A 25,731-nucleotide genomic window follows, 5' to 3' on the forward strand; every position below is an offset into this window, starting at 1 on the left:
ATAAATTTAATAGTACAAATAATAATTCTTTAATGAAATATAAAAGAAGTAGTTACTATCGCAAGATACGTTAATAACTACTTCTAATACTAGTACAATTAAGGCCGGTTACACGGATCAAGTTTTCGGATTAAGTCATTTGTTAGGGTTTCGTTTTGCACCAAGACTAAGAGATATAAGTGATGCTAAATTATATACCGTTTCTTCTCCTAACGATTTTCCAAACATAAAAGGCATACTTCGAGGTAAGATTAACACAAACGTTATTAAAGAGAATTTTGATGATGTATTAAGGCTAGCACATTCAATTCGAGAAGGAAGAGTTTCTGGATCATTAATCATGGGGAAATTAGGTTCGTATGCAAGACAAAATAAAATAGCTACAGCTCTTCGGGAGATTGGAAGAATTGAAAAAACAATCTTTATTCTTGACTATATTACGAATGAAACATTAAGAAGAAGGATACATCGTGGACTAAATAAAGGAGAAGCCATGAATGGATTGGCTAGAGCTTTATTTTTTGGTAAACGTGGTGAATTCAGAGAACGGGGCATACAAGATCAACTACAAAGAGCTAGTGCATTAAATATATTAATCAATGCAATTAGCGTATGGAATACTGTGTATTTAAGTGAAGTAACAAAGGAATTTAAGAAAAATAATATTCTAAGGGAAGAATTGCTTCCACATATTTCACCTTTGGGATGGGAACATATTAATTTTCTTGGAGAATATAAATTTGATTCGCATCGATTACCCACAAATTCTCTAAGACCATTAAATAAAAATTAACCTATAACATATAAAGCCAAATTCCTTAACGTACAGGTATTTGGCTATTTCTATATCGAATTTTGCTTAGCGTACAAAATTTCCGAAATGTTGGCTGTACCCCATGATGGAGAGAGCGAACCGCGTGCACACGCACGACCTTACCCTTACGTCCCTTGGTCTTTTTCTTTTCCTCGAGTTCTGGTAGGTAATCACGCTGCAGCTGACGTAGTTCGTAACGGTAATCATGACGATACTCCGCATGAACCTCAGCCCCATTTTTAGAGTTTACAGTCCCAGCAAGCCTAAATACACGTGCTGCATCGGACGCCTTTGAGTCACCGCCCAGGTCTTTTAATTGATTTAAGAAGTAATCCTGTAACGCTTGCCATAACGGTAGGGCACGGTAGGGAACCGGCTCCAATAACCAGATCAGGACGACACCTTGTCCACTAAATATAATAATATTGGGCTCTGGAATAGATTGGCCAAAGAAATCATATTCGAGCTTCCCTATTATCCAGGAAGGATCGTAATTAAAAAGATAAAAATCAAGGTCCACGTACAAGGACTTTAACTGCCTTAAATTTTGAATTTGTCTTTGAGGCTTATAAAATGTATTCTGGCTGAAATAAACGTCTTCTCCCAGCCAATCTGAAAGGCTTTTCGCCAGTTCTTGAGGTTTATAGTACCTTTGCTGGAATCCGCCAAGTGATTTCTTTGCGACAGTGATCCAGCCGTCCGAATCATGATGATGGAACCAGGCGTGATATTGCGCTTCTTTCAAATTTCCCATAAAAAAATCCTCCTCCCTACTGGAAAAGGACGTGTACCTATGCTATATTAATAGCATCAATTAAATAAAAGGGTACACGAATCCCTTGCCTAAAGACTCCCGCGGCGGCCAAACCATTGGGAGTTTTTTCTTTGTCTATTATTTTATCAGACAAGCTTCTAGATTAATAGACAAAATGGTATGAATTTCACGGTTAGCCGAATAATAATTGGCGAAAACAATAAAAAGGCTTTCATAACATCATGTTTTCGGTCGATAGAGCCAATATAAACGGAGTAGGCCTGTTCTATAAAAAAATTGATAACCCGTGTAATCCAAAATTTGAATCCCTTAATTTTAAAATTCTGTCTCCAGCATTTTTTCCATCATTCTATTAATTAAAAAGACTAATCCCTCCACTTTGGCTATATCTTCTTTCGTTATATTCTCAACAGAAGAAAAATAGTGGTTATACCGTTTTAATTGCTCATAAAGATCCCAATAAAATTTGTTTAATATCTCTTTGGAGTTACCCCCTTGATTCGCTGGGATATAGCTCATGTCAATAATGTCCACTTTCGCTAACCTTGCAATCCATCCATCGTATTTCTGTGACTGATAACAAGCTACATAATAGTATGGGTAGTAATGTGGCAACACTTCATATTTAAGATGCTCTAGTGCCTCTAGGTAGCCAACATCACCCGGGATACCGTTTAAGTGTATTTCGATAATATGTCGACCGCGCTCATCATGCTGCTCCCTTATAAATTCGGGTTTTGGCTTTTGTTCTCGGGCCATTCGCTTCCATTTCCCTACGTCAGCCTGAAGTTTTTTAATATGTGCCTTTTGTCGTTCAATCTCTTCACGTAGTTGCTCTTCCAGTGTTTTTTCTTGAATCACTAAAAATCCCTCCTTTTTATCGCATGTATCGTTCAGCGAGATCCCACCGATCTTCACCATGGCCAATTTCTTCGTGCACCTGGTCAATCGCTGATTTTAATAAGTTGTAAACTTTGATATCTTGTTCTGTTAAAATGCTATAATCAGCTTTTCGCCCTTTGTCCCTGTTATTCATAATACGTTCTAGCATCACTTCTCCCTCGTTTGCGATTCCTTTTTTTGCTAGTAATTCTCGTAATCTATCACGACAATACAAGTGCCTAAATCCATGGGTCCCTCGGCCGTTTTGCTTCATACCAGCTTTTTTACAGGCTTGGTTAATAGCTTTTCTTACAGTTGCTTCCTTAACCCCTATTAGTAATTCATCCTGTTCTTTATTGGTCATCATTTTCTCGATTTCATTTATAAGAAGTTTTGGAACTGGTGTGTTCCGAAATCGCCCGCCCTTTGTAATTCCTCGGCCCTCACCTTCTGAAATTCTCAACTCTAATCCATCATGGCTGACGGTCTTAAAATGCATCACCTTAACGTTACAAGCCTCCCTTACCCTTAATCCCATGTATCTCATCAATTTAGTTGCAGCTTGAACTTTTTGTGATAGGAATGGAAGCAATTTCTCGTATTCCTTCTGAGAATAACTGCGGTTTTCAGCTTTCTTGAGCTCTCGCCAATCAGTTAATCGCTTATTAGGAATAAACCATACTTCTTCCCGTCCCAGTTCTTTACTACGAATATTCATCCCCATCTGCATGTGTTTTAAAGCTGTCTCTACATTTTGCCTATGTCCAGCAGAACGTTCTAGATCTTTTAAATACTGTAAATAAGCAGTATAGTGTTCTTCGGTTAGCTCATATATACTTTTAATTCCAAACTCATTTCTAACCCATTTTACAAAGTTCTGTGCAACTGATAAGGTCCCTTTAATTTGTTTAATAGAATGGATACCTGATGTGCCCTTCTTCTTTGCTTCACGTTTTGATTCGCCAATTCGATTGATTGCTGTAATTGTTTGTGATACCTGGTGAACAATGCTACTACGTCCTTTTCTTGCCATGATTTATCTCCTTTCGATATATAAGAAAAACAAAAGGACTAAAACAGAAGCCCATAACTATAGTGTTGATGAAATAGTTCGTCATAAGGTGTGGTATTTATTTGTGATAGTGATAGTATTCAACCTTACATGTTGAAGTCCGCTCAGTTATTTATCGAGGCGAGCAATTAAGCCTCGTTGGGAGTTCTAGCGTTTTTACTGTTCCTAAATTCCTATGATTCAGTTTTGTTCTGCTCGACTTCCATGAACAAGAACGTTTTAGATTTTGGCTCGTTCATCCTGAACGTATTTCGGGCATCGATTATTCCATTGATGTCCCCTTACTAATGGCTGGTAGCATTTTATACTGGTCTGATTTTATTCCATCAGTTCAGTCGCTCTGTTTAAACCTTCATAAACAGAACTTTTTAATAGATTTTATACTGGTGCTCTATACTTCATGAGCTACAGTCGTTCAATCATTATTCCATTGATTGAATCCTCTTTTTCTAGTTTGGTAGCATATTTTCTAAACCGCCTGCTTTACCAATGGCGATCGACTCTTGACAGCTGTCTGCATTCTGTTTGTCCTTTTTGGCTGCTTGATAAATACGACAAATATACTTATCTGCTCACTCCCCCTTGTAATACCTCGGACTTCTAGTCTAAATAAAAAAGCCCACAGCTAATGAGAGGCTACCAAGGATACTGTTTCCTTTGTACAATCACTCTCAAAGCCGTGGACTTTGATTATTATAAAATTCCTCACAGAGATAAGATAAAAAACGACCATTCAATAAGAACCGTCGAAAAAAATCTCTATTGATTATTACACACACTCTTGCCATTCTCGTTTGTAACGATTAGCATTGTTTAAAAACCACAAAAGGCATACTTGCCCCTTTTTAATAAAATTCATCGACCCCAAAGGCCGCATTTGCTTAATACACACTACCGCTAGCTCCTGCCTAGGAACTGCAACAAAAAAAGAAGTTAAAATAAATATAGTTAAATTATATCAAAAAGAAAGATTGATTTCCAAAGTTAATTTAAAAATCATCTATTTATTACTAGATAAAACTATATTTGTGGCCTTATTCAATGACTAAGAGGGGGGAACGACAGATATTTTTTGAAGCAGCGTAGCTCGAGGAAAATAACTTACTTACAGGGAATTTCAGCAAAAAAATAACCCACCCTGCCTAATAATAATGTCCAGTTAGATGATGGGTTATTTCTCGCTTAGGACCACTGCTCTTCTCTCAGTAGATCAACACAATTATACCTCAATATGCCTTTAATTAAACCAATAGAATTCTATCTTTTAGTACTTTATCAATAAAATCATGAATCTGGTTTTCGTAATATTTTACTTCAATCTCTGATGTAGCTACTAACATGTTTTGTTTGAGTTCATTCAATTTTCCCCTTTCATCTTCTGTCAAACTTTGTTCTATTGATATTCTTTTTGCTCTGTTCAGCTCTAAATCTAAACCATCAAGTTCCCTAATTACCTTCTCTAAACCTTCAACTATTTGTTCTTTCCCGTATGCACTTTCTTGTTGAAGCAAAACAACAATATCCAATAATTTTTGTTTTAGTTTAACTACATGAAACTTAGTAACGGCATCCATAAAAAAGCACCTCTTTTCAACAACTTTTTATAAATTAAGCTCGGTAAAAAACTATTCACTGACCATAATCGGACCACTAATTGTACAATTAGTTGATCGTCAATTATAGAAGGATCATTACTAAATACTCCTTATACTTGTAACATCCTATTTTTTCTGTCTTATATCAAATTTTGATATATTGATTTAAAAGCATAAAAATAAGCTCATTAAACAACTGGAGGATTCAAAATTTGAACCCTCCCCCAAAGTAAGTAACCGCAAAAAAAGGACACTTAATGTTTCCCTCTTATCTATCAAGGGGATATATATATTTATTTTCATATCAGGTTAACCATCATAAACATGTTAACCATTTAAAAAACAGGATTTTATAGTTAACCAAAAATACATAAAAATTCAATTCCTGTTTTGTAGGTTCGGTCTAAATAAACAATACTTTATTTCTTACTAATGATAATAACCGGATTTACCTTTATTTTTTATCCCCTTCACTTTCTTGTTTCAATTGCTCGATTTTCTCCTCATACTTCTTACGTAGAAAGTTTATTTCTTCATACATTTGTTTTAACTTCTCGTTATACTCTTCGTTCGACTTCAATAACCTCAGCTGATATTCTCTTTCAACCTCCAGCAACGCCTTATCCTTTTCGTAGTCTTTTTTCTCATTAATACGTTCTATTTCAATAGCATGACTATTTTTCAGTAACCCGATTTGTTGTTTTAAGTCTTTAACTTCGTCTTGTAACTCATCATTTTGAACAATAATTTCTTTCACTTGGGATTGTAGACGTTCACGTTCTTTAGAAAATCGCTCTTTTAACTTTTCATTTTCATCCGCAAATTCTTTGTACTTAGTAACCAAGCCACTTAATGTATCACTTTTTTCTTTATATTCATCAATTAAGAGCTGATTATTCTCATTAGTGGCACGCAATCCTTCCAGCTGCTTCAACGCTTCCTTTTTCTCCTGTTCTACCACCTTCAACGTTTCCTGAGTCTGTTTTGCTTCCTCTACCGCCATTTTAACCTTCTCTTGGCATTCACCAACGATCGCTTCTTTTTGCTCTAGCTTATCGGAAATTTCCTTTACTGCATGGTCTTTTATGTAGATGGACCGTTGAACCATATTAGAAACAAGCTCATAAATTCGACTAGTATGTACTTCCAACTCGTTCAAATCTTGGCTGTAATCAGTCGCCCCTTGTTTAATCGACTGCAATTCAGTAACAGCGACAGCTTTCTCAAACCATTCTTTCGCAGATTCTCCGCTGTTTTCAATCATAGTCTTTACTTTTTCATGCAACTCCTCACTAACCTTTACCCCAAATGTTTTATCCGCCATTTCTCCACCTCATATATGGTTAACCATTAGATACAGTTTTACCAATAAGTTAACCAAGTTTTTTGTAGTTAACCATATTGTAGCATTTACCCTGATAAATGAAAAGCAACAATCCCACCACTCTTGACCTTGTTTGTGTCCGTGGTAGTGGTTTTTATGACAGATAGCGAAAAAACAGACTTTAGGGCTCTCCATCCATCAGCAACGTACCACGGACAATGAGAAGCGATTGCTCGCTTACCTTTTTTTCACTTCAGACTTGGTGTTGTCGAAATTTCGTCTACTTCCCCAGAAATCGGTAAGGTTAACGAGGAGATACAAAGTTTTCCAAAATGGAAAATATCGTTTTTCATGTCTCCATATAGCAAAATGCACATGCTCCTCAATCAAAACATGTTGTAGGTGTTGTGGCCTCTGAAATGCCGATTTCATTTGAAGTGGAAGCACTAAAAGCTCAAGCATTAGCAGGAAGAACATTTCTCGTTTATCGAATGCTTTCTGATTCTAAAGTTAGTTTATCTAATAATGCTGAGATCACAGATAATCATCAGTTTCACTAGGTCTATAAAATAAAGAGGAATTAGCTGACCAGTGGGGGGAAAATTACAAAACTAATAAAATGTTTTTTAATTTTTGGAAGGACTTCCATATTTTGTGAAGAATTATATAGTGAACAATATAAAGTTAATAAGGAGGAATAAGTAATGAAAGTTATGAAAAAGGTCTTGCTATCTACAATGTTAATTCTCTCGGGATTTGGGTTTGCGGCTAATGATTCTTTTGCACAATCAGTAACAACTGGCAAAGAGGAATTTAGCCAAATCGAAAGTTCGAATAAATATGTTCTTATTAATCTACAATTTAGTAGTTATCCGCCAAGCAAATACTACTATAGTGACGGCGAATATGCCGGATGGTTAACTTTGCACTCTGTAGAGAAAACTTCTACCGGGTATAAGGCAAAATATACTGGATATGTATATCCAATTTGTGTAGGAGCTATTTGTCCGGAGAGCAGTGAAGAAAAACAATAGATGCATAAAAGAAAAGAAGATATTACGCTTTCTTTGTATAAAAGTTATAGAAAAGAGCCGCGCCCTTGACGCGGCTCTTTTCTATAACTTTATGTGAAAAATGACTGAATAACGGTTAAGCTTCATAATATTAAGCATATATATTAGAAGAAGATTTCAACCATTAAATTAAAAACGAAAAAATATTTTCCGGTTTTTGAAAGGAGCGAAAATGGAGTTAATAACCAATTGGATTCAACAGTTAATATTAATAATTTTATTTGCTTATGTGGTAGAGATGCTATTACCAAGTTCGCAATGGAATAAGTATGTAAAAACAGTCCTTAGTGTAATTATCCTTCTTGTCTTATTGCAACCTGTGCTAACGATATTTAAGGTAGATATCAATAATTTATTCTCTAAAACTAACATCAGCAAAGAGAGTGATTTTTTATATAATGAAAAAACTAATGAGTATTCGAATAAAATTAACCAAATTCAAAACGATATGATTTCTCAACAAGTGACTGACTTAATGAAAAAGAAGGTGACTGATGAACTGGCGTCTGAGTATAAACTTGCTATAAATAACATAGCTATATCTGGCAAGGATGGCGAAATGAATGTTTCTGTAACCTTGGTTGATATTGTTGAGGAGGAAGTTCAATCCATAGAATCTTCTAAACCCGTTTCAATAAACTTGATAGAAATAGACAAAAACAGAGTTGCTGAAGAAGACATAGGGCTACGTGAAAATGAAGGTGTTCTTGCTTTACTTTCTCAAAGTTGGGACTTACAAAAAAAAGATATTAAACTTATATATAGGACAAGCTACTGATAGCTTTAGCCAAATTTAAGAATGTAAATATTAAGAAATCGTGCTGACGATGAAAAATGTGAATCTCTTTATTACTGACTTTTTATTTAAATATAGTTTCGTAGTTTGACAAAAGCTCTAGTTCCGAAATAGAACCAGGACTTTCCTTATTATATTAACTCACTATTGTTTTTTCTGATTCTTCGTCAAGATTCAAAACTTGTTAATAGCACATGAGCGAAAGCGTGCGATAAGCAAGGATTTCGCTCCCTGACTGGCAGGAATACAACTCATATTAACCATGTCATCCTTTGCTATCTTAACAATCCATCCATCATATTTTTGGGACTGGTAACAAGCAAAGTATGGATAATGATTGGGAATTTATGATTTATATTAAAAAACACACTCATTTGCGCATGAATAAGGTACAATGAAACTAGTAATCTAACTATCGATAACCCACGTTATCACTACATAGAAAGGAAGAAAAATCCATGAGTTTGGAATTGAAAGTCCAGGAAGAAACATCCCTTTCCACTGAAATGTTGGAGCTTCAGAAAGAAGCAAAAAATCACTTGGCCAACTCGAAAGCTGAAAATACGAAACGAGCCTATCGAAACGATTGGACCCAATTTTCCGAGTGGTGTAAAAAGAACGGATTTCTGGAACTGCCAGCTGACCCAGAAACGCTTGTCTATTACATTACGTTTTTAGCAAAAACATTAAAAGCTTCCTCCATCAAACGGAAAATGACCGCCATCTCACAGCGCCATGAAACAGCTGGACATCCAAGTCCTACAAAAACAGCCCTGGTAAAAGGAGTGTGGGACGGAATCCAGCGAAAGATCGGAATCAAAGAAGAAGGAAAAGATGCGCTTTGGCTTGAGGATCTTCGGCAAGTAGTCCAAGCGATTCCTCAGAATAAAGGAATTGGTGTACGGAACCGAGCTTTATTAGTGATAGGTTGGGCCGGGGCTTTACGAAGAAGTGAATTGGTCCAGTTAGACATCGAAAATATCTCCATCACTCGCGACGGATTAATTCTTAACTTAAATAAAAGTAAAACGGACCAAAAAGGAGAAGGACAGGATGTTGCCCTCCCATACGGAAGCAATCCATTAACATGTCCCGTTCGTAGTTTAGAAGATTGGTTGGCCGTATCTGGCATTTCAGAAGGACCATTGTTTCGTCGATTGGATCGTCATGGAAATATACTCGGAAGGTTAACTCCTCAATCAGTGAGGCTGATCGTGAAGAGTTGTAGTGAAAAGGTGGGCTTGGATCCAAATAGATATGGAGCTCATAGTTTGAGAAGTGGATTTTGTAGTACGGCTGCAAAAGCAGGAAAGGCTGAGCATCAGATTATGAAGCAGACTAGGCATAAACGGTCCGATTCGTTGCAACGATATATTAAAAAGGTCAGTCTGTTTGATGATAATGCAGCAAGTGGGATTGGTTTATAAACTATAAACCGATCGAAGTAAGATGGTATTTTAATTCGATTAGAAGCACTAGTGTTGATTAAGGTACTGGGAAAATCACCTAGTGTCGCTTTTTTTGTTTTGTAGGGTTATATACTTCTTGAAAACTGGTAATCATTTGCTTAGGATTTGCCCTTTAATTATTTGTATATTGTGATAAACTACAGCCATTGCTACTTTAGATGTGCTTTCAACAACGTGCTAGTCTGTTATTTTATTTTGTGTTTGTATATGTGATTTGATAAAACGGACCAGGTGGATGCTACTTTACGAATGAATTTGCTATGGTGGTGGATGATAGTGATAAGAAAGAAAAGGAAAGTGCTATACCAGGATTAGTAGCGGAGGACATAGTAGAAAATAAAGAGGCCTAAAGAATCAATAAGAAAAATTTATTAAAGAATCCATCAAGTGACGTGACACACAGCTAATGGGAGTCAATTAGAGCTATACAGGAGTATCGTAGGTAGACGATTGAAACGGCATCAGCTATTTCTAAAGTATTAAGTTTAATAAAGGCTTCATAGCCAACATTTTGGAAGCTTTCTATGGTAAGGCAGGTAAAACTAAAGGATGGTTTAGTTAAATGTTCTATCCACAGTTAAGCGAAAATGGTACGATGGCAATGGATAACACACCTATTTATGGATTTAGTAACAGTTGATAAGGATCGTTTTAATGATGCTATTCAAGCATATTTCCTTTGGAAAGAATTAGATTTAATTATTAGAAAGTCGCATACAAGAGGAGTAAATATTCCAGAAACAATTTCAGAAGCTTTACTTTGTTATGTGAGTGATTTTCAATTAAATCGTGGTTCTGGTGGAGACGCGTTTGATCCAAAAACGGACAGAGTAATAGAAAGCAAAGCAACTTCTAATTTTGATAGAGATACAAGTTCTTTCAGTCCAAAGGAAGAATTTGATGCTTTGTATTTTTGCCGTTTGGATAAACGTAGTTTTGGCTTGCCGAAGGCAATTAGGTTTTGACCTTCCGAGCATTCGGAAGGATGGTTTTTGTTGCGAAGCAACCGCACACACCAATCCGGTGTATAAGTGCGCCCTTAGGATTATAATATCACAGGTTCGGTAAAGTAATCTAGCTAGCGTTTTAAGTTTAACAATATAAAAAAGCCAATAATGATTTTTAACATTATTGGGTCTATGGAGGTCTATAAATAGTCATTATTCGAACACTAATCTTATGTGTAAGAAAGATTTCTATTTTTTAGTTTTCATCAAGTTCTATGCCATCTATTATGCAAGAAAAGCTAATATTATCCAAAATCCATACTTGAAAGATTTCATCAACTTTCTTTTTAATTTCTTGTGTGCTCATATTTTCATCAATTTTTAATTCTTCAAAAGTAAAAGTTTGTGTAATTGTTGAATTTATATCTGTAGTTCTAATTGAAAAAGTGACTGTTTTATCTGTTTTACTGTCCAAAATTTGAACCTCCCTCTATAAAGTTAATTTATCTCACGAATACTCTCTTTTTCTCAAAATTTCATAACCACCTAATAGTTGACACACCAAAATTAATGGATATTAATTGTATTTCTTTAAATGATTTACAGGTTGGGGGACATCCTACCAACCAAATTGGTTTTATTTGGTAGATAGTGTATAACCGTGCTAGGAAATCTCCACGCAAATCACGGTCGCTAACCCTCCCATGTCTCTCCGGATTGTAATCCATACATTCCTTCGTCCTGCGTATCCATGAGGTGGAGGTTGGATAAGCTCCTTTGCTGGGTCTCATGCCCGAATGGTAAAAATAAGCTCCAACTCTGCACTATTGGTGTTTGTTTGAGAAATTAAAAGTGATTCGGAGTTATACTCATCAAGACTTATGCAGCCTGTAATGATAGGTTTTGTGTTAACCCTTTTAATAATTTTGATCCATCAAATTCACATTGTTTCTGTCCAATGACAAACAAGACCCGTAATAACTTACAACACAAGGCAATAAGTGACTGTTGTTTCTTAAGTGGACGCTCAGATCTCGTGGTGTAATATTTATGCAAAGCTTTAAAGATTGGGTTATGAGCTACAAGTGGACGAATAGCCAAATATAAGGCTCGTCGTAGACGACTTCGTCCTCTTTTAGTAATTCGTGTTTGACCTTTAAATTTACCTGAACTGTGCTCTCGTAATGAGAGTCCAGCTAGATTAACTAATTGCTGAGGATGATTATATTTCGTTATATCACCTACTTCTGCAAAAAACAGAGCGATGGTTGTAGAGCCCAGCCCAGAAATATCCATCATCTGCTTCGCTCCTGGAAGCTTTTCAACTAATGTTTCTAGCTCCGTGTCTAACTGTTCCAACTGTTGCTTATAAAGCTCATACTGTTCCAGTAGACATTCTAATTCACGCTTGGCAAACTTAATGCCGATTTGAATACCTATACTTTTTTTCGCAGCTTCTACAAGTTTCGTTGCACGTTTGATTCCTACACCTCGTTGGACAAATGGTTTCCAACTCTTCAATACTTCCTCGGGTGTCATTTCTTTGATTTGTGATGGAAAAGGAAACATTCGTAACGTACAGAAAGCTGCTTTACCTTCCCAGTCTCCAAAGACATCAAAGAACTCGGGAAAATAACGCTGAATATTGTTTTGGATTCGCCCTTCAATAATCATCAGTTGTTTCGTGAGCTGATCTCGTAATTTGACGCCTTCTCTTAATTCGGCATAAATGCCATCCAAGAGATTTGGTACGGAGTATCGCCCATCCTTAATCAACTGTGCTATTACTCTGGCATCTTTTGTATCATTTTTGGTGGGAGAGTTATCATCAAGCTCTTTACTTTTCTTAACGTGCATTGGGTTAACTAAAACAAAGTCATAACCCTTAGCCCTTAGAAAATAAGCTAAACTTAACCAGTAATGCCCTGTAGGTTCTACACCAAATATGACGTGGTTCTTGCCATTTTGCTTTCTGTGTCGTTCCATCCAATCTAATAGTTTTTGGAATCCGTGAATGCGATTTTCGAAGATTAAGCGTTTCCCGAACTCCAATCCTCTGTCATCTTGTGCACGTGCCACGTGTTTGTCCTTGGCAACATCAATGCCAATAATAAGGGTTGATTGAGTAATTTGAGAGATTTTTTGATTTTGTGTATAATTCATTAGTGAGTCCTCCTTGGTTACTTAATTAAGGGTCCTTGCGCTGCAGCTTCGGACACCTCGTACTATACCAAGAGGGCTCTTTTTGTTTCAACTCTCAAATTTCTTTATTACAGGAATGCTCCTATTATTTAATATATATAAAAAAATAGTAGTCCATTTTTTAACTTGGAAACTACTATTTTTATAAATTAATTTTAGTTTTGCTTTTCGCTAGCAATAATAATTTTATTTCCATCGTATGTTATTGCACCAGAACAACCATAAACTGCAACTCCACCAGATACTCTAGTAAAAGTACCTGAAGCACAGGCACGATATCTTCCTGCTTTTGATGGATACCATGTCTTTTGATTACCTTCTCTTAGACCTTGTCCTCCAGCATAATTAAATCCTTGAGTATAAATTGTGTCCCAAGTAAGGTCATACCACTCTTTTTTATATTGGAGAGTCATTGATAAATTAACCCTTAAAACTGGGGAATTTGTTGTATAAATCCAATTCGCTTCAAGCCCATTTGTGATTCTTGGCGTAAGCGTTACACTGAACTTATTACCAGGAGCTAAAACAAATGGTGATATTTCAGAACTCTCGGCATCAAGATCTTGAGTAATAGAAAAAGGGTCATCACCATTCAATAACGATTCAGGAACTTCAAGTTCTACCGCATCATCTATTTTTTCAAGTGATTCGGCATTAGCGTAATTAAATGGAGTTAACAATAAAAATATTAAACTAAAAACAGAAAAAAATCCTAATAATTTTTTCGACAAAATAATTCCTCCTTTTACATTTTCTTCTATATTTTCTAATAAATTGTTAATGTTGTCTAGTATTTTTTATATTTACCAATATATTAAAAAAATAATAGAGAAACTTTGCTAGGGATACGTATAATTTAATTGTTAGTTAACATAACTTCCATTTTAGCCAGTGTAAAGTGAGTAAACAGTTTTAGGGTTGGAAAAGGAGGATATTAGGTTTATGAGTGCTTTATTATCAAAAGTTGAAGAGTTCGCTAATGAGCATTATGCTGGTCATTTTACAGTAATAAAAACTAATAAAAATTGGCATGCTTGCTTTGGAGTATTGGATGAGAAAGAAGAGATAAAGTATATTCATAGTGGTAAGTCCTTTGAGGATGTTTTACAGAAATTGCTTAACGAACCTTTAGATTCATCTGGTGTACGAGTAGGAGAAGATAATTTTGATTTTCATGGATTTGAGGATGTCTATGCCATAAAAATTAATGATAAGCATTGGTTCCCCGATTATTATCATCCTGAAAAAGAACATGTTTTAGTATTTACTACAGAAAAAAAGGCATTTAAAGAAGTAGAGTTGATAAAAAAAAGACCTAAGTATTCTGAACTTGATTTAAAAGTTGTAAGAGTTGAAGAAGAGACATTAATTCATTTTAAAAAAGGAATACATAGACAGACTATAAGAGAGTTACAGTAGTTTTAATACATAATAATGATTATCTCTATCAAGCCTTAGGAAATTAAATAAATTATATAAAACAAAACGGATAAGCCGGCAAAGGAAGTTTCGTAAGAGAGTGGCGCTTTTTTTGTATTTGCCAAATATTCTATGTCCTACCTAAACCTTTTTAGTGATACAATCGTATAGGTTAAAGGGAGGTGGGGAAAGATGAATAAAAAGCCTATAAAAGAGCAAAAAGCAGAAAAAGAGGATGCTCTAAGAACTTGGATTGAAAAAAAGGTAAATTTAGCACACGAGTGGATCGATAACGAGAAAAAGCAAAAATCACGAGGAATTATCCGCGGTGGGATTTATATGTGCGAATTGGGAGAAAATGTAGGTGCAGAACAAGGTGAGTATCGTCCTGCTCTTGTTGTCTCTAACGACACAATAAATTCGACTTCAGGTAACGTATCGGTGATTCCACTTACAAAAAACCTTAAAAAGAAAGTTATTAAGGATAAACAAGGTAATCTGGTTAAAGTTCTAGATCAACCTCGTTTAAGCAGCCACTACTTTTTGAAAAAAGGTAAATATAGTTTTTTAGACCATGATTCAGCCGTTCTTGGAGAGGAAACCAAGACGATTAGTAAGGTGCGTATAGGTGAACACAAAGGAAATATTGATTCAGGTGACATGGATCGTATAATAACTCGTGTTAAGTGGGTATATGGAATTTGAAACCAACAACTTGACGGGGACAAGCTTTCATCCTATAATGAAATTAACTTACATCGCCTATCTTAGTCATAGGCAAATCACGTGAACGATTCACGGTTTTTCTCAAATAGGGGCCTTTAGGGGCTCCTTTTTACATATTGAGTCATAAAATGGCTATAACTGAGTAAACTTTAAATACATCGCTCGTCCAGTCACGAGCAGATCTGCTCCAGTAGCAGGGAAGTCTCGCCTGTCTCGTCACAGGCAATCCGGCCTCCTTCATTCGTGAAGGGGGTTTTTGTATTTTTAGACACACTAAAAACACCCTCCCATTCGTTCAGGAAAGTGTATTTTTTATTCATTTTCTGGTATGCACTTTTCAAGAGCTCGGGAAGTTAAATAAATTAAAAGTAAAACGAATATACGCTGTATAACAAAATAGAAAGTGTCATACATTGTATTACAGTAAATTTAATTGGCATTCTAAATGGCATTCCCATTGGAATATGCTCGAGAAGCTTCTGAGGTCGAATTAACCGTAGTAATATGAATTAAGTAAATTAAATAAAAAAAACTGAGATGCTGGCACATCTCAGTTGAAGTTTATTACATGGAAAGCCTACCGTTTCTCTTTTACATCCTCCCTTTGTGGAGGATTTTTTCTTGTTAATAAAAATAAAGTAATTAAACCCATTACAAAGGTTGCAGTTCCGAAAAAGATTTCAAATCCAAACTGTGTAATCTGAAGAGCTTCCATTTGGCATCACCTCCTTTAATGGGGTTAGCCTTAAAAATTGCTTTCCACGTAAGTATTAATAGTGTATTAACTCGATATAAACTTTATATCTGAAAATACTTTTAGGAACGTATAAAAAAGCCGTCCAGGTGATGATTGTCACATCGCTAGACGGCTTTTCGTTCTATTCTTTTGTTGGTATGTATTGAACAACGTCCTCAATTTTACAATTAAAACGTGAACAGATTCTCTCCAGAACATCCATCGATACATTTCCACCCTTACCCATTTTTGCAATTGTAGCGGGTGAAATCTTAAGCTCTGTTCGCATTTGCTCTTTGGTCATTTTGCGGTCAATTAATAATTTCCATAAAGGATCGTATGTAAAACCCATATTTTACCCTCGTTTCTATAATTATCTAAAACAATTCTATAATAATATGAAGAAATATTACAACTATTTTAATTTTTTAATTGACGATATTTTCATAAAGTAATAGAATATCTTTAATAAGTTAAAGATTTACATAAATGGAAGGTGAAAAAATGCTGATTATTTATGTATTGTTTGCGATGTTGTGCTCATTTGTAGCGGGTATGTTAGTCATCTACGTTAAGCAAGAAAATTAAAGTGATCATCTTGTCAAAGGCTTGGAATTTTGTTTGTGGGATATTTAATAATATTTAAAGGAGTGAGCGGGCAAAATGAAAAAGCTAAAGATTTACATAAATGGGAGATGATTTCAATTAGCGTAAAAAGGATAATTATCCCTGCAGAGAAATTAGCAGCAGCTGTTATTAAACATTTGCTTCCGGGTGCAATTATTAAATTAAATAATAAATTGGGGGAAATTGATCATGGAAAAGTTAGAAAAACAAAATGAATAGAAGCTAACCATAGATTTAAAATCGCTGTTAACTAAGTTAGTAAAACAGATCGGACCAACAAACAGTACAAAAGAGATAATTGCCGCTTTAGAAAAGCCAACAGTTGATTTAAAAGAGATTATGCTCATTCTTGAAAAAGAAAAAGAAGACAGAGAAAAAGAAAAGGGCCTCCTCGCTGGGAACGAAGAGACCGCAATATAATACGAACTAAATAAATTATATCACAAGAAATAAATTTTAGGCAGAGCCCATTTCGGCTCTGCCCTTTTTTGGGACGCAGGGACAGGTCCCTTGACCCACTTTGTCCATCATTAGAGTCGACAGCTTAGTGTTCGTGTTCAGCTTCCATCGCATCTGCTTTTGTTTTATGGACGGTTCCGAATGGATGATTTGGTGGTGCATAGATTGAATAAAGTTTTAATGGGATATTTCCTGTATTTGTTAGGTTGTGCCAATACCCTGCTGGAACAAAAATGGCTGAGTCGTCAGTAATTTGTCTTACAAAGTCTAACTGATTTCTGTTTTTCCCCATTTGAACAATTCCATCGCCTTGTTCAACACGTAGGAATTGGTCCACATCAGGATGTATTTCTAAACCGATATCTTCCCCAGGTTGCAAACTCATTAATGTTAGCTGTAGGTAAGTTCCTGTCCAAATCGCAGTGCGAAACGTATTGTTTTGCTTTGTAGCTTCATTGATATTGATTACAAATGGCTGCTTACCTTGATCAGTGAACTGGCGTACTTCCCTTTCCATATGTGGGTAATGGTATCCCCAATAGTTCCAGTAAGGCATAGGAACATGCGTGTAATATGGGTGGTGGTGATGATGATGGTGATAATAATGATATGGGGATCCATATGTTACATAATTCATTTTACTCAATCCCTCCTCAAATTGCTAAAATATCCTATGCAAGAGAGATAATGAGCGGAACCCAAATTTTTAGGTGCTGATTCATCTTTCAGTTGGGGCAACGAACCTGTCCCTGTGTCCCGGTTATTTCTTGGTGAACAGGGTGATGAGGAAAAACACTATGAAACTTACAAGTAGGGGTATAGCCAACATTTCGGAAATTTTGTACGCTAAGCAAATTTCAATCTAAAAAAGCCGATATCCTTGATGGATTCGACTTTTTTTATATGGATTTCTATTTGCTCCTAATTTTTTTAATTACAAATACTAAAACTGCAAACAGTATTACAAATATTATTATTGTTTTCATTTATATTCACCTCAAAAGAAGAAGCTATAAGTTTTTCTTTGAAAAGATTTGGATTGATATAATCATTGAAATTAAGATAATAAAAATAGATATTACAAAAGGCACCCAAACCATTACTGTTTGAGGTAGTGGTAATTGAAAATTGATATTAAAATTCATCGATTGGTACCACTCAATAATAGTGGGTAGTATAAATGGAGTTAAAAATATTAAAATAAAAAAGATATACTTTGTTTTTTCATAGCCAAATTTAGTTTGAATAGGTATTAATATTCCGAAAAAAACAGAAATGATCAAAAGAGCTATTCCTATACTATAAATATTTAATCTTGCTAGCCCTGTAGAAAAACCAATTGCTACTGCAAGGTTAAATAAAAGGAAACACCCAATAAAAATCACAAGAATAAATAGATATTTTGCTTTAATGACACCATTACGAGTATGTGGGGTTGTACAAAGAAGTGCTGATCCCCTATATTTATCCTCTTGCATCGAAACCATATTAAACAAAATATATTCCGTAAATAAAACGGTAATAAGAAAACTTGTAAAGCTACCGTTATCAAATCCTAACTTTGAATAAATAAATATGGGGCCAATAACTGCAAAAATAAGCATAAACAATAGGTATTTTTTGGCTAGAATGAAATCCTTTTTGACAAGATGAAATAACATTTTTTCGTATGCAAGACAAAATAAAATAGCTACAGCTCTTCGGGAGATTGGAAGAATTGAAAAAACAATCTTTATTCTTGACTATATTACGAATGAAACATTAAGAAGAAGGATACATCGTGGACTAAATAAAGGAGAAGCCATGAATGGATTGGCTAGAGCTTTATTTTTTGGTAAACGTGGTGAATTCAGAGAACGGGGCATACAAGATCAACTACAAAGAGCTAGTGCATTAAATATATTAATCAATGCAATTAGCGTATGGAATACTGTGTATATAAGTGAAGTAACAAAGGAATTTAAGAAAAATAATATTCTAAGGGAAGAATTGCTTCCACATATTTCACCTTTGGGATGGGAACATATTAATTTTCTTGGAGAATATAAATTTGATTCGCATCGATTACCCACAAATTCTCTAAGACCATTAAATAAAAATTAACCTATAACATATAAAGCCAAATTCCTTAACGTACAGGTATTTGGCTATTTCTATATCGAATTTTGCTTAGCGTACAAAATTTCCGAAATGTTGGCTGTACCCCTAATACAATCAATTGTATTGTTCCAAAAATAGGAGGAAACATTCTTTAAGGTTTTTTATAATCGGTAAAATTCATAAATGGGAGGAATTCATTAATTTGTGTAGCTGGGGATGATGGCTGCTGCGGTCCTTTTTTCATGTACAAAAAAATGTTCAACCAGATATATCGTAAGTCCGAAATATAAATACAGAATTGAACTTACCAACATTATAAAAATTTCCAGGAACAGTTTAACATTTACCAAATAAACTGTTCCTAATTTTAAGTTTATTTATTATCAAAAGGTCGGAGCAGGAAATTCATCAATTTTGATACGAAGTAAACTATAAGGTTTCTGTCGTAAGTCTTTTCCATAATGAAATCTAGGCTGTCGATGTAATTGGTTCACAATGACATACAAATATTGATCCGGACCAATTGAAAAAGTATCCGGCCACAACATTCTCGGGTCATGTATGATCGTTTCCATTGTGCCATTTGGCAATATCTTGCGGATACAGTTGTGTTCATAATCTCCAGCATAAACAGTTCCCTTTGCATCAGTGATCATTCCATCAGATGCACCTTTTTCTCCCCAATACTCCACATGATAAGGTAATTCCATGTCCGGTATGCTTCTGTCTCTCAGGGCTTCTGTTGTGATCGAGAACAGATGACGACTGGTTAGTGGACAAAAAAATAATACCCTTCCATCAGGCGAAATCGCAATACCGTCAGAAGCCAGTCTAAATGGAGAAGTACTGCCATCTTTATTTCGATTCATTAATACTTTTCCTTCTACTTTCGGTATAAAATAGGGATCGGGTGAAGTTGAATTTGCCCCATTTAACCGTCTGAAGGCGTTTCCATCTGCTAAATCTACGACGATTATAGCTCCTGGTCCTGTTGAAGAAGAATCCGTTATATAAGCATACCCTGCTTTTCCAACACGAAAATCAAAACGGACATCATTCAAATAAGTTGTAGGCAGGACAACATCTTCTGTAAAGGTATATACTTTTCTTATTGTATTCGTTTCTAGATCAACAGCGACTAATTTTGCCCCCCCTTTAATAGGTTCAGAAAAATTGGGTGCAGCTGTATCTAATACCCAAAGTGTTCCCCTTCCATCAGCAACTACACTTTGGACACTGATAAAAGTCCTTGTAAAATTCTCGGGGTTAACCAAATTGGTTTGTAAATTAGGATAAGGCTGCAATTTATCCTCAACAATTTCCGCCACCGTAAATTTAACATCGTCTCCCCATTTCGGGAAGCAAATGAAAATACGACCGGTTTCTGAAACAGTAACACCTGTAGGCATAGCCCCATAAAATGGATAAACCAGTTCAAAATTACCGAAATATTTTTCACTAGGTAACATAGGTATCATCATATCCTCCTTAAGCATCAAACGGGATATCACCTATATATGATTTATATTTTTTCTAGTGCATGTTTCTTAATAAGTTTTTTTCTATAAAACATTAACCTCTATCGATTCAACAACTAAAGTCGGTCGGAATAAGAAAAACCGGGCATAGCCCGGTCCTTTTCATGGTTAGAGAATATCCGATAATTTGTACTCTATGCCATGTACCCCTTTATAATACTCAGGATACATTTCACCCCCACATTTTTCACATGCAAACATAGGAGGAGTTGTCGGATCTCCATCATCCATTAAATCGAAATCCCTTACCACGTTAATAGGAATCTCTTCTTTCTCATGACACGCCAAACAAACATAGCTGACGCTCTGTTGCTTGGACTGGTTTAGGCTTATGTTTTTCTTCTTTTTCTTTCCCTTTTTGCGGGTTTTTGATACCGGTGAGATCGTTAATCATCCTTTCTAAATAAGCTCTTGTAGTTTTGCATAAGGCTACCTTTATTTCTAATTTACCATTTTCAAGGCAGACTTCTCCCTTGTATTCATAGTAACATTCACACCTCTGACAAACGAGAGGGTCTTTCTTGCCACTGGCTACTATTCTTTCACGCCACGTCTGGCGACGTAAGGTTTTCTTAACTTTTACAACCCAACGTCTTGCTTTTTGTTGCCAAGTACTCAACACTTTTTTACACAAGTTTTTTGATCTTCTAGAATACATACCGTAATGCCGAATAGTTTTAAATTGCTCGTCTGGGATATGGCGAATTAAACGTGAAATAAATTCTTCGACACTTACGGTTTCGGATTTGTCTTTTCCGTCAGTTTTATCCTTATATTTGAACGTAACGAATTGCCCATCATATGCCTCAATCCGATTGATTCCAATCGCTGGTCGACGAATATAACGGCCAATATAACGAAGTTGTTCTTTTATTTTTCCCCTCTGTTTAGGTGCATACACATAGAAGCCTTCGCCATTATTGGTGAACGCCTTTTGAAGTCTTGGTTGGATTCTTTTCTTTTCTCTTGGTGAAACTCCGTTTCTAATTAATTTTAATACGACCGTTTGCCATTGTTTACGAAGCATCGTAAATGGCAAGAAATCATACTGCTTCCATTCTCCTTTTTCTGTTAATCCACCCATTGTAACTAACATATGTACGTGAGGATTGAAGTTGACCCTTGAACCAAAAGTGTGGAGTCCAGCAATAATCCCAGGTGTTACCTTTGCTTTCTTTTTGAAGAAGTCAGTAAGTAGTCTTGCAGAAGCATCCATTAAATCTTTTAATAGATGTCGGTGAAGGAGAAATACATCTCTTAGTCCTTCATCAATCGTAAAAATTACGTGCCGATGATTAACCTGAAGAACATCTTCAGTAAGTAACCTACTCCATTCTTCACTTTCTCCAACAGAGCACGTGGTACAAAATCGACCTTTACATCGGTAAGGAACCTTTCGCACATCATGACAACCTTCACACACAAATAACTTAAATCCATTTTTGATATCCCCACAATCTCGAAATTTCTCAACCTCCTTAATTACGATAGGGCGGATTTTAGCACCGTGTTTTCTTTTGAAAGCTTCCCAATGTTGGTGTTTATCAAAAAATATTCTTCTCAATATATTGGTCTCCATAAAATGAAAATACCACAGCTTAAATGACTGTGGTAGACCCAAATTTTTATACTTTCTTATCTTTTAAAAAAGGCTACCGTCTTAAATAAACTGTACCCTGTGTAGTAGACACATTAAAAAAAGTCTGCTGCACAGGGTCTTTTTATGTACAATAGATTAAAAATAGTGCGGGAGAGATAGTATGAGTAAAAAAATATTCTCGGAAAAAGAGATCGAATTACTAGCTAAAAATCCATATGTAAAATCAGTAAGTCCCAAAGGTATTACCTATTCAGATGAGTTTAAGGAGCACTTTATAACTCAAAATGACCTGGGGAAGTTTCCTAGAGAGATATTTGAGGACTGTGGGTTCGATACTGAGGTATTAGGTATGAAACGGATTGAGTCTTCTGGAAAAAGATGGCGAGAAGCTTATCGTAAGCACGGAATTCTAGGACTTCGTGATACAAGATCAGGAAACTCAGGTAGACCAAGGGAAAGAGAGCTTTCCACTGAAGAAAAATATGCAAGGTTAGAGGCCGAAAATAACCTGTTGAAAGCAGAGAATGAACTATTAAAAAAGATACGATTCGTAGAAAGGGGGATGAAGAAGAAATAAAATTGTCAGCTGACCAGAAATTTAACCTTATTCATTCCGTTATCGAGAAATACAATCTAACAAGGATGGTAACCCACCTCTGTAAAGTAGCTGGTGTGTCCCGTCAGGGATACTATAACTACTTTTCTGCTAAACAAGTTCAGAGAAGGAAGGATCGGGAGAAAAAGGATGAATCCCTTCGGGACCTGGTTTTAAAAGCATACAATTTCAAGAACCGTAAGAAAGGGGCTCGTCAAATTAAGATGGTATTGGCAGGTCAGTTTAGTGTTGTTTTCAATCTTAAGCGAATCAGAAGAATCATGAAGAAATACGGGATTGAGAGCCCTTTTAGGAGAGCGAACCCCTACAAGCGCATCATTAAGGCTACGCAGGAGCACAAGGTCGTCCCGAACTTACTTAACAGGGAATTCAAACAAGGAATCCCACACAAGGTCCTTCTTACGGATATAACCTACCTATATTTCGGAAAAGGTAAAAGGGCTTATTTATCAACCATTATTGACGCTTCCACCAATGAAGTCTTAGCTCATCAGGTCTCTGATCGAATTACTTTAGATATCGCTACGGATACACTTAAGAAGTTAAAGAAAAACAGGAGAATCAAACTGGCTAAAGGAGCTTATATACATTCTGATCAGGGAGGTCACTATACCAGCCCTGTTTATCAAAAGCTGGTGAAAAAATTCAAATTGGAACAATCAATGTCTAGGAGAGGTAACTGTTGGGACAACGCCCCACAGGAATCATTCTTTGGTCATTTTAAGGACCTGGCTGATATAAAATCATGTGAAACTTTAAAAGAACTTAAGCAAGAAGTGAAAGCTGCCATCCACTACTACAATCACTACAGATATCAATGGAATATGAAAAAGATGACCCCTGTTCAATACAGAGATCATCTTCTTAAAGTAGCCTAGCTTTTTTTAAAATGTCCTTTACAAGGGGTACAGATTAAAAAGTCGGTAGCCTTTTTTCTAAAACAAGAAGGGAAGAGACTTCATAGTGAGTTTTAACAATGAAATACCTAAAAAAGTACATAAATACGGTAATACGACAGTTATTATCCATTCACCATTAGTCCTTATGACTCCAGAAGAGCGAAAGCAATGGTTTGATGAAGAGTGGAAAAAAGGGAATCCAATCCTAAAACAAATAGCTGAAGCTGTAGAAGATTGTTATCGGAAGTAAATAATTTAAGGAGCATTCCTGTAATAAAGAAATTTGAGAGTTGAAACAAAAAGAGCCCTCTTGGTATAGTACGAGGTGTCCGAAGCTGCAGCGCAAGGACCCTTAATTAAGTAACCAAGGAGGACTCACTAATGAATTATACACAAAATCAAAAAATCTCTCAAATTACTCAATCAACCCTTATTATTGGCATTGATGTTGCCAAGGACAAACACGTGGCACGTGCACAAGATGACAGAGGATTGGAGTTCGGGAAACGCTTAATCTTCGAAAATCGCATTCACGGATTCCAAAAACTATTAGATTGGATGGAACGACACAGAAAGCAAAATGGCAAGAACCACGTCATATTTGGTGTAGAACCTACAGGGCATTACTGGTTAAGTTTAGCTTATTTTCTAAGGGCTAAGGGTTATGACTTTGTTTTAGTTAACCCAATGCACGTTAAGAAAAGTAAAGAGCTTGATGATAACTCTCCCACCAAAAATGATACAAAAGATGCCAGAGTAATAGCACAGTTGATTAAGGATGGGCGATACTCCGTACCAAATCTCTTGGATGGCATTTATGCCGAATTAAGAGAAGGCGTCAAATTACGAGATCAGCTCACGAAACAACTGATGATTATTGAAGGGCGAATCCAAAACAATATTCAGCGTTATTTTCCCGAGTTCTTTGATGTCTTTGGAGACTGGGAAGGTAAAGCAGCTTTCTGTACGTTACGAATGTTTCCTTTTCCATCACAAATCAAAGAAATGACACCCGAGGAAGTATTGAAGAGTTGGAAACCATTTGTCCAACGAGGTGTAGGAATCAAACGTGCAACGAAACTTGTAGAAGCTGCGAAAAAAAGTATAGGTATTCAAATCGGCATTAAGTTTGCCAAGCGTGAATTAGAATGTCTACTGGAACAGTATGAGCTTTATAAGCAACAGTTGGAACAGTTAGACACGGAGCTAGAAACATTAGTTGAAAAGCTTCCAGGAGCGAAGCAGATGATGGATATTTCTGGGCTGGGCTCTACAACCATCGCTCTGTTTTTTGCAGAAGTAGGTGATATAACGAAATATAATCATCCTCAGCAATTAGTTAATCTAGCTGGACTCTCATTACGAGAGCACAGTTCAGGTAAATTTAAAGGTCAAACACGAATTACTAAAAGAGGACGAAGTCGTCTACGACGAGCCTTATATTTGGCTATTCGTCCACTTGTAGCTCATAACCCAATCTTTAAAGCTTTGCATAAATATTACACCACGAGATCTGAGCGTCCACTTAAGAAACAACAGTCACTTATTGCCTTGTGTTGTAAGTTATTACGGGTCTTGTTTGTCATTGGACAGAAACAATGTGAATTTGATGGATCAAAATTATTAAAAGGGTTAACACAAAACCTATCATTACAGGCTGCATAAGTCTTGATGAGTATAACTCCGAATCACTTTTAATTTCTCAAACAAACACCAATAGTGCAGAGTTGGAGCTTATTTTTACCATTCGGGCATGAGACCCAGCAAAGGAGCTTATCCAACCTCCACCTCATGGATACGCAGGACGAAGGAATGTATGGATTACAATCCGGAGAGACATGGGAGGGTTAGCGACCGTGATTTGCGTGGAGATTTCCTAGCACGGTTATACACTATCTACCAAATAAAACCAATTTGGTTGGTAGGATGTCCCCCAACCTGTAAATCATTTAAAGAAATACAATTAATATCCATTAATTTTGGTGTGTCAACTATTAGGTGGTTATGAAATTTTGAGAAAAAGAGAGTATTCGTGAGATAAATTAACTTTATAGAGGGAGGT

The 25,731-nt window shown here is 36.0% G+C and carries 24 protein-coding genes and 3 pseudogenes; 13 read left to right on the plus strand and 14 right to left on the minus strand.

Going from position 1 to position 25,731, the window contains the following annotated elements; genetic code table 11:
- Window positions 1-52 precede the first annotated feature (52 nt).
- Window positions 53-793 (plus strand): annotated as a pseudogene (locus NST91_RS26130) (Tn3 family transposase); the annotation flags it as partial.
- 25 nt (window positions 794-818) lie between these two features.
- Here the strand turns inward: NST91_RS26130 and NST91_RS26135 are convergent.
- From NST91_RS26135 to NST91_RS26155, 5 genes are all read right to left on the minus strand, one after another.
- Window positions 819-1,568 carry a hypothetical protein gene (locus NST91_RS26135; protein WP_189655362.1) on the minus strand — a complete coding sequence of 250 codons (750 nt, stop codon included), beginning with the start codon at window positions 1,566-1,568 and terminating at the stop codon, window positions 819-821.
- 336 nt (window positions 1,569-1,904) lie between these two features.
- A complete protein-coding gene (locus NST91_RS26140; protein ID WP_116354858.1) occupies window positions 1,905-2,450 on the minus strand; it encodes a hypothetical protein in 546 nt (181 codons plus the stop codon).
- Window positions 2,451-2,466: 16 nt separating this feature from the next.
- Window positions 2,467-3,504, minus strand: coding sequence for a tyrosine-type recombinase/integrase (locus NST91_RS26145; RefSeq protein WP_116354859.1), 1,038 nt, complete (start codon window positions 3,502-3,504; stop codon window positions 2,467-2,469).
- Between the two features lie 1,280 nt (window positions 3,505-4,784).
- Complete coding sequence (locus NST91_RS26150; protein ID WP_116354860.1) at window positions 4,785-5,117, minus strand: hypothetical protein; 333 nt, start codon at window positions 5,115-5,117, stop codon at window positions 4,785-4,787.
- A gap of 475 nt (window positions 5,118-5,592) precedes the next feature.
- Window positions 5,593-6,462 (minus strand): coiled-coil domain-containing protein, encoded by an 870-nt coding sequence (locus NST91_RS26155; protein WP_116354861.1) that lies wholly within the window; start codon window positions 6,460-6,462, stop codon window positions 5,593-5,595.
- Window positions 6,463-6,857: 395 nt separating this feature from the next.
- On the opposite strand from NST91_RS26155, the pseudogene NST91_RS26160 reads away from it, so the two are divergent.
- The 5 genes and pseudogenes from NST91_RS26160 to NST91_RS26180 form a co-directional block, all read left to right on the plus strand.
- Window positions 6,858-7,022, plus strand: a pseudogene (locus tag NST91_RS26160) (SpoIID/LytB domain-containing protein); the annotation flags it as partial.
- A gap of 144 nt (window positions 7,023-7,166) precedes the next feature.
- The gene (locus NST91_RS26165) at window positions 7,167-7,496 is read left to right on the plus strand and encodes a hypothetical protein (RefSeq protein ID WP_116354863.1); all 330 of its coding nucleotides are present in this window, start codon (window positions 7,167-7,169) and stop codon (window positions 7,494-7,496) included.
- A gap of 211 nt (window positions 7,497-7,707) precedes the next feature.
- On the plus strand, window positions 7,708-8,313 hold the full coding sequence (spoIIIAF, locus tag NST91_RS26170) for a stage III sporulation protein AF (protein ID WP_116354864.1): 606 nt from the start codon (window positions 7,708-7,710) through the stop codon (window positions 8,311-8,313).
- 476 nt (window positions 8,314-8,789) lie between these two features.
- A complete protein-coding gene (locus NST91_RS26175; protein ID WP_223254545.1) occupies window positions 8,790-9,758 on the plus strand; it encodes a tyrosine-type recombinase/integrase in 969 nt (322 codons plus the stop codon).
- A gap of 662 nt (window positions 9,759-10,420) precedes the next feature.
- Complete coding sequence (locus NST91_RS26180) at window positions 10,421-10,765, plus strand: Bsp6I family type II restriction endonuclease (protein ID WP_189655363.1); 345 nt, start codon at window positions 10,421-10,423, stop codon at window positions 10,763-10,765.
- A gap of 238 nt (window positions 10,766-11,003) precedes the next feature.
- Here the strand turns inward: NST91_RS26180 and NST91_RS26185 are convergent, their stop codons facing one another.
- The 3 genes from NST91_RS26185 to NST91_RS26195 all read right to left on the minus strand — a co-directional run bounded on the left by NST91_RS26185 (window position 11,004) and on the right by NST91_RS26195 (window position 13,680).
- Window positions 11,004-11,222: a hypothetical protein gene (locus tag NST91_RS26185; protein WP_223254546.1), complete on the minus strand. Its 219-nt coding sequence runs from the start codon at window positions 11,220-11,222 to the stop codon at window positions 11,004-11,006.
- A gap of 404 nt (window positions 11,223-11,626) precedes the next feature.
- A complete protein-coding gene (locus NST91_RS26190) occupies window positions 11,627-12,910 on the minus strand; it encodes an IS110 family RNA-guided transposase (RefSeq protein ID WP_116354906.1) in 1,284 nt (427 codons plus the stop codon).
- 194 nt (window positions 12,911-13,104) lie between these two features.
- Window positions 13,105-13,680 carry a hypothetical protein gene (locus NST91_RS26195; RefSeq protein ID WP_116354890.1) on the minus strand — a complete coding sequence of 192 codons (576 nt, stop codon included), beginning with the start codon at window positions 13,678-13,680 and terminating at the stop codon, window positions 13,105-13,107.
- 211 nt (window positions 13,681-13,891) lie between these two features.
- Between NST91_RS26195 and NST91_RS26200 the strand changes: the two genes are divergently transcribed.
- Both NST91_RS26200 and NST91_RS26205 read left to right on the plus strand, forming a co-directional pair.
- Window positions 13,892-14,368, plus strand: coding sequence for a hypothetical protein (locus NST91_RS26200; protein WP_116354889.1), 477 nt, complete (start codon window positions 13,892-13,894; stop codon window positions 14,366-14,368).
- A gap of 192 nt (window positions 14,369-14,560) precedes the next feature.
- Complete coding sequence (locus NST91_RS26205) at window positions 14,561-15,073, plus strand: type II toxin-antitoxin system PemK/MazF family toxin (protein WP_116354888.1); 513 nt, start codon at window positions 14,561-14,563, stop codon at window positions 15,071-15,073.
- Between the two features lie 598 nt (window positions 15,074-15,671).
- On the opposite strand, the gene NST91_RS26210 is transcribed toward NST91_RS26205, so the two are convergent.
- The gene (locus NST91_RS26210; RefSeq protein ID WP_189655364.1) at window positions 15,672-15,809 is read right to left on the minus strand and encodes a hypothetical protein; all 138 of its coding nucleotides are present in this window, start codon (window positions 15,807-15,809) and stop codon (window positions 15,672-15,674) included.
- 163 nt (window positions 15,810-15,972) lie between these two features.
- Window positions 15,973-16,182, minus strand: coding sequence for a helix-turn-helix domain-containing protein (locus NST91_RS26215; RefSeq protein ID WP_116354887.1), 210 nt, complete (start codon window positions 16,180-16,182; stop codon window positions 15,973-15,975).
- A 271-nt stretch (window positions 16,183-16,453) separates the two neighbouring features.
- On the opposite strand from NST91_RS26215, the gene NST91_RS26220 reads away from it, so the two are divergent.
- Window positions 16,454-16,672 carry a hypothetical protein gene (locus tag NST91_RS26220; RefSeq protein ID WP_116354886.1) on the plus strand — a complete coding sequence of 73 codons (219 nt, stop codon included), beginning with the start codon at window positions 16,454-16,456 and terminating at the stop codon, window positions 16,670-16,672.
- A gap of 329 nt (window positions 16,673-17,001) precedes the next feature.
- Here NST91_RS26220 and NST91_RS26225 read toward each other — a convergent pair whose 3' ends face one another.
- Together NST91_RS26225 and NST91_RS26230 are read right to left on the minus strand one after the other, a co-directional pair.
- Window positions 17,002-17,553 carry a cupin domain-containing protein gene (locus tag NST91_RS26225; RefSeq protein WP_116354885.1) on the minus strand — a complete coding sequence of 184 codons (552 nt, stop codon included), beginning with the start codon at window positions 17,551-17,553 and terminating at the stop codon, window positions 17,002-17,004.
- A gap of 373 nt (window positions 17,554-17,926) precedes the next feature.
- Complete coding sequence (locus tag NST91_RS26230) at window positions 17,927-18,577, minus strand: ABC-2 transporter permease (protein WP_116354915.1); 651 nt, start codon at window positions 18,575-18,577, stop codon at window positions 17,927-17,929.
- Window positions 18,578-18,581: 4 nt separating this feature from the next.
- Here NST91_RS26230 and NST91_RS26235 point away from each other — a divergent pair.
- Window positions 18,582-19,019: pseudogene (locus NST91_RS26235) on the plus strand (Tn3 family transposase); the annotation flags it as partial.
- Between the two features lie 380 nt (window positions 19,020-19,399).
- On the opposite strand, the gene NST91_RS26240 reads toward NST91_RS26235, so the two are convergent.
- Both NST91_RS26240 and NST91_RS26245 read right to left on the minus strand, forming a co-directional pair.
- Window positions 19,400-20,494: an L-dopachrome tautomerase-related protein gene (locus tag NST91_RS26240; RefSeq protein WP_061794307.1), complete on the minus strand. Its 1,095-nt coding sequence runs from the start codon at window positions 20,492-20,494 to the stop codon at window positions 19,400-19,402.
- 334 nt (window positions 20,495-20,828) lie between these two features.
- On the minus strand, window positions 20,829-22,133 hold the full coding sequence (locus tag NST91_RS26245; RefSeq protein WP_083967595.1) for an IS91 family transposase: 1,305 nt from the start codon (window positions 22,131-22,133) through the stop codon (window positions 20,829-20,831).
- 181 nt (window positions 22,134-22,314) lie between these two features.
- Between NST91_RS26245 and NST91_RS26250 the strand changes: the two genes are divergently transcribed.
- The 3 genes from NST91_RS26250 to NST91_RS26260 all read left to right on the plus strand — a co-directional run bounded on the left by NST91_RS26250 (window position 22,315) and on the right by NST91_RS26260 (window position 25,334).
- A protein-coding gene (locus NST91_RS26250) for an IS3 family transposase (RefSeq protein ID WP_341332276.1) occupies window positions 22,315-23,648 on the plus strand; the annotation gives its coding sequence in 2 pieces (ribosomal slippage) (window positions 22,315-22,725 and window positions 22,728-23,648; 1,332 coding nt in all).
- A gap of 85 nt (window positions 23,649-23,733) precedes the next feature.
- Window positions 23,734-23,919: a hypothetical protein gene (locus NST91_RS26255; RefSeq protein WP_116354904.1), complete on the plus strand. Its 186-nt coding sequence runs from the start codon at window positions 23,734-23,736 to the stop codon at window positions 23,917-23,919.
- A gap of 131 nt (window positions 23,920-24,050) precedes the next feature.
- Window positions 24,051-25,334: an IS110 family RNA-guided transposase gene (locus NST91_RS26260; RefSeq protein ID WP_116354906.1), complete on the plus strand. Its 1,284-nt coding sequence runs from the start codon at window positions 24,051-24,053 to the stop codon at window positions 25,332-25,334.
- Window positions 25,335-25,731: the final 397 nt, after the last annotated feature.

Origin of the sequence: Ferdinandcohnia sp. FSL W7-1320 (assembly GCF_038050315.1) — a bacterium.
GTDB classification, from domain to species: Bacteria; Bacillota; Bacilli; order Bacillales; family Bacillaceae_L; genus Ferdinandcohnia; species Ferdinandcohnia aciditolerans.